The organism is Nakamurella sp., from assembly GCF_048594475.1.
Lineage (GTDB): Bacteria > Actinomycetota > Actinomycetes > Mycobacteriales > Nakamurellaceae > Nakamurella.
This window is the reverse complement of record NZ_JBMDXT010000239.1, coordinates 1-4,095: the sequence shown is the minus strand read 5'-3', so window position 1 is coordinate 4,095 and position 4,095 is coordinate 1. Positions and strand designations below refer to the sequence as shown.

Sequence of the window (4,095 nt, the reverse complement as noted above, 5' to 3'; positions counted from 1 at the left end):
CGCGCCGCATCTCGACCAGGGAGGCGGGCAGGAAGCCGCGCAGGCCGATGTCCAGGATCAGGCCGCCCTTGACGACCTCGATGACGGTGCCGGAGACGACGCCGTCCTCTTCCTTGATCTTCTCGATCGTGCCCCACGCGCGCTCGTACTGCGCCCGCTTCTTGGACAGGATGAGGCGGCCTTCCTTGTCCTCCTTCTGGAGAACCAGGGCCTCGACGTGCTCGCCGATCTCGACGACCTCGCTGGGGTCGACATCGTGCTTGATGGACAGCTCGCGCGAGGGGATGACGCCCTCGGTCTTGTAGCCGATGTCGAGCAGGACCTCGTCGCGGTCGACCTTGACGATGGTGCCCTCGACGATGTCGCCATCGTTGAAGTACTTGATGGTCGAGTCGATGGCGGCGAGGAAGTCCTCAGCCGACCCGATGTCGTTGATCGCGACCTGCGGGGCGGTGACGGTAGGGGTGGACATGTGGTGGGGTGCTCCGGACGGGTGGTGTCGGGATCCCGGGCGGGTCACGACCGTCGGTGACGGCCGCCGCCCCGATCGGAATCTGCGGGTTCTGCGGCACGCGGCGGATCCGGTTCGCCGGGGCGACCTGCAACGACGCCTCGGGGACTGCTCCCCACTGCAAGGCGATGCTTTCGGTGATGACCTGACGAGTGCGGCCTGCTCCATTCCGAGACAGCACAGACCCACAACGCAGCGTCCAGCGTACGCCATGACCACCCGATCAGGTAAATCCCCGGCCGGGGTGTCTCCCGGGGAGGCGAGCCGGGTTCAGCGGGCGGCCGGCCGCCGGTGGGCGCGGTCGATGCTGCACCATAGCGCGGTGGACGCTGCGACACCGGGGGACGAACCGCTGGGCGGAACCGCCCCGCTGGGCCCCACCCGGCCGCGGGTGCGCGGCGCGGACCAGGCGACCAGCCGCGCGGCCAATCGACGCTGGTGGGACGCGGACGCCGACAGCTACCACGCCGAGCACGGGGACTTCCTGGGCGACGCCGACTTCGTCTGGTGCCCGGAGAACGTGCGCGAGGCCGATGTCGGGCTGCTCGGCGACGTGGCCGGGCGGCGGGTGCTGGAGGTGGGCTGCGGGTCGGCGCCGTGCGCCCGCTACCTGCGCGAGCGCGGCGCCGACGTGGTCGCGCTCGACCTGTCGGCCGGCATGCTGGCGCACGCCCGGGCCGCCGCGGCCCGGACCGGCATCACGGTGCCGCTGGTCCAGGCCGACGCCTGCGAGCTGCCGTTCGCCGACGGCGCGTTCGATGTCGCCTTCTCGGCGTTCGGCGCGATCCCGTTCGTCGCCGACTCCGCCCGGCTGATGCGGGAGGTCGCCCGGGTGCTGCGACCCGGCGGCCGGTGGGTGTTCGCGGTCAACCACCCGATGCGCTGGGCGTTTCCCGACGACCCGGGTCCGGGCGGGTTGACGGTAATCCAGTCCTACTTCGACCGGTCGCCGTACGTCGAGGTGGACGCCGCCGAGGTGCCGGCCTACGTCGAGCACCACCGGACGATGGGCGACCGGATCCGCGAACTGGTGGCGGCCGGGTTCGTCGTCGAGGACGTGATCGAACCCCAGTGGCCCGAGGGCTTCGACCGGGTCTGGGGACAGTGGTCACCGCTGCGCGGCGAGTACTTCCCCGGGACCGCGATCTTCGTCAGCCGGCGGGGCGGCCGGATCGCGGCCTAGCGCTGCTGATACGGGTTCTGCGGACCGCCCGGCTGGGGGCCGCCCGGCGCCCCGCCCCCGAACTGCTGCGGCCCCGGACCGCGGCGGATCTGGTCGGCCCAGGCCCGCAGCTCCTTGAGCTCGCGCTGGACCGGCCACTCCTTGTAGGCGAAGACCAGCAGCATGATCACGTTGACGATCGGCACGAACATGATCAGCACCCACCAGCCGGAGTAGCCGGCCTTGCTGATGATCTTGATGTACGCGATCAGGAAGATGATCCAGATGGCCAGGCCGAGCAGGCTGACCCCGACGATCGCCCCGACCCCCCAGCCCGACAGGTCATACGAGTTGGTGCCGTTCATGGGCCGACCTTCGCTTTCCGGGGACGTGTCGACGCTGCCGACACGGAGCGTAAGCGACAACGCCCGGCGCGGCGGGCCGACGCCCGCGCGCCGCGCCCGCCGGGCGGCCGGGCCGATCAGTGGGCGGCGGCGTCCCAGTTCGGGCCGGAGCCGACGGAGACCTCGAGCGGCACGGCCAGCGGGTAGGCGCCGCCCATCTCCTCCTTGAGCACCGCGGTCATCGCGTCGAACTCGCCATCGACCACCTCGCAGACGAGTTCGTCGTGCACCTGCAGCAGCATCCGGCTGCGCAGGCCCTCCCGCTCGATCCGCCGCTGGACGTTGACCATTGCCACCTTGATGACGTCGGCCGCGCTGCCCTGGATCGGGGCGTTGAGCGCGATCCGCTCGGCCATCGCGCGCTTCTGCCGGTTGTCGCTGTTCAGGTCGGGCACGTACCGGCGGCGGCCGAACACCGTCTCGGTGTAGCCGTCCTTGCGGGCCCGGGCGACGGTGTCGCGGAGGTAGTCGCGCACCCCGCCGAAGCGGGCGAAGTACGCCTCCATCTGCTCCTTGGCGTCGTCGACCGAGATCTTGAGCTGCCCCGACAGGCCGTAGGCGGACAGACCGTAGGCCAGGCCGTAGGACCTCGCCTTGATCCGGCGGCGCATCTCCGGCGTCACCTGCTCGGCCGGCAGGCCGAACGCCCGCATCGCGACGAAGGTGTGCAGGTCCTCGCCGGACCGGAAGGCCTCGATCAGCCCATCGTCCTCCGACAGGGTGGCCATGATCCGCATCTCGATCTGCGAGTAGTCGGCGGTCAGCAGCACGGCCGCGTTCGGGCCCGGGATGAACGCGCGGCGGATCAGCCGGCCCTCGTCGGTCCGGATCGGGATGTTCTGCAGGTTGGGCTCGGTGCTGGACAGCCGGCCGGTGGCCGCGACCGTCTGCTGGAACGTGGTGTGGATGCGGCCGTCGTCGCCGACGGACTTGCGCAGGCCCTCCACGGTGACCTTGAGCCGGGTGACGTCCCGGTGCCGGAGCAGATGGGTCAGGAACGGGTGGCCGGTCTGCTCGTGCAGGCCGGCCAGGGCGTCGGCGTCGGTCGTGTAGCCGGTCTTGGTGCGCTTGGTCTTGGGCATGCCGAGCTCGTCGAACAGCACCACCTGCAACTGCTTGGGCGAACCGAGGTTGACCTCCCGCCCGATCTCGGCGTAGCAGGCCTGGGCGGCGCTGGTGACCTCCGCCGCGAACGTGGACTGCAGGTCGTCCAGATAGTCGACGTCGACCGCGATCCCGTCGCGCTCCATGATGCCGAGCACCGTCATCACCGGCAGCTCGATGTCGGCCAGCAGCGAGCGCTGGCCCAGCGAGTCCAGGTGCTGCTCGAGCGCGTCGGCCAGATCGATGATGGCGCGCGCCTTGACCATGTCGCGGGAATCCTTCTCGGCCTCGGCGCTCTCGTTCTCCTCCGGGATGAGCGAGAGCTGCTGGCCGGCGTTCGTGCTGTGCTCCGGGTCCAGCGTGCGGTGCAGGTATCGCTGCACCAGGTCGCCCAGGTCGAAGGTCTGTTGGCCGGGCAGGGCCAGGTAGGCGGCCAGCGCGGTGTCGCAGGCGACGCCGTCGACCGGCCAGCCGCGGGCGACCAGGGCGTTGATCGCGGTCTTCAGGTCGTGCCCGACCTTGCGCGGGGTCGGATCGGCGAACCAGGCGGCCAGGGCGGCCTCGTCGTCCGGGTCGGCCTCGACGACGTCGACGACGGCGGCCTCCCCGTCGGCCGCCGCGAAGGCCAGGGTGTGCACGTCGCCGCCGCCCGGCGCCCAGGTGCCGCGGACCACCAGCCCGACGCGGCCGGTCCCGTGCTCGTCCAGCCAGCTCCGGACCGTGCCCGGGGCCAGCCGGTTGCCGGCCACCTCGAAACCCTCGGTGCTGGTCTCGTCGGCCTGCTCGAAGGTCTCCAGCAGTCGCTCGCGCAGCACACGGAACTGCAGGTTGTCGAAGATGCGGTGCACGGCCTCCCGGTCGTAGGGCTGGGCGACCAGCTCGACGGTCGGATCGGTGTCCACGATGGTCGGCAC

At 71.1% G+C, this 4,095-nt stretch carries 4 protein-coding genes; 1 reads left to right on the top strand and 3 read right to left on the bottom strand.

The window, feature by feature from the left end:
• A partial coding sequence (locus ACOJUF_RS11080) for a S1 RNA-binding domain-containing protein (RefSeq protein WP_420121909.1) occupies positions 1 to 472 on the bottom strand: 472 nt, incomplete at its 3' end.
• A gap of 343 nt (positions 473 to 815) precedes the next feature.
• Here ACOJUF_RS11080 and ACOJUF_RS11075 point away from each other — a divergent pair.
• Entirely contained in the window at positions 816 to 1,694 is an 879-nt protein-coding gene (locus tag ACOJUF_RS11075; RefSeq protein WP_420121908.1) for a class I SAM-dependent methyltransferase, read from the top strand.
• Here ACOJUF_RS11075 and ACOJUF_RS11070 read toward each other — a convergent pair.
• Together ACOJUF_RS11070 and polA are read right to left on the bottom strand one after the other, a co-directional pair.
• Positions 1,691 to 2,038, bottom strand: coding sequence for a hypothetical protein (locus tag ACOJUF_RS11070; RefSeq protein ID WP_420121907.1), 348 nt, complete (start codon positions 2,036 to 2,038; stop codon positions 1,691 to 1,693). The two genes, ACOJUF_RS11075 and ACOJUF_RS11070, sit on opposite strands and share 4 nt — an antisense overlap.
• Positions 2,039 to 2,154: 116 nt before the next feature.
• A partial coding sequence (gene polA, locus ACOJUF_RS11065) for a DNA polymerase I (RefSeq protein WP_420121906.1) occupies positions 2,155 to 4,095 on the bottom strand: 1,941 nt, incomplete at its 5' end.